The 255-nt window shown below is 51.0% G+C and carries 1 rRNA gene; it reads left to right on the forward strand.

Annotated elements, in window-relative coordinates:
• Window positions 1-255 (forward strand): 23S ribosomal RNA (locus AAZR93_RS21705); the annotation flags it as partial.

A 255-nucleotide genomic window follows, 5' to 3' on the forward strand; every position in this document is an offset into this window, starting at 1 on the left:
GAAACATCTCAGTACCTCGAGGAAAAGAAATCAACCGAGATTCCCCTAGTAGCGGCGAGCGAACGGGGAGCAGCCCAGAGTCTTAATCAGCATAAGTGTCAGGAAAACGGTCTGGAAAGTCCGGCAACAAAGGGTGATAGCCCCGTATCCGAAGATGCTTATGTTGTGAACTCGACGAGTAGGGCGGGACACGTGTTATCCTGTCTGAATATGGGGGGACCATCCTCCAAGGCTAAATACTCCTGATTGACCGAT

Origin of the sequence: Providencia sp. Je.9.19, from assembly GCF_051129765.1 — a bacterium.
Taxonomy (GTDB): Bacteria; Pseudomonadota; Gammaproteobacteria; order Enterobacterales; family Enterobacteriaceae; genus Providencia.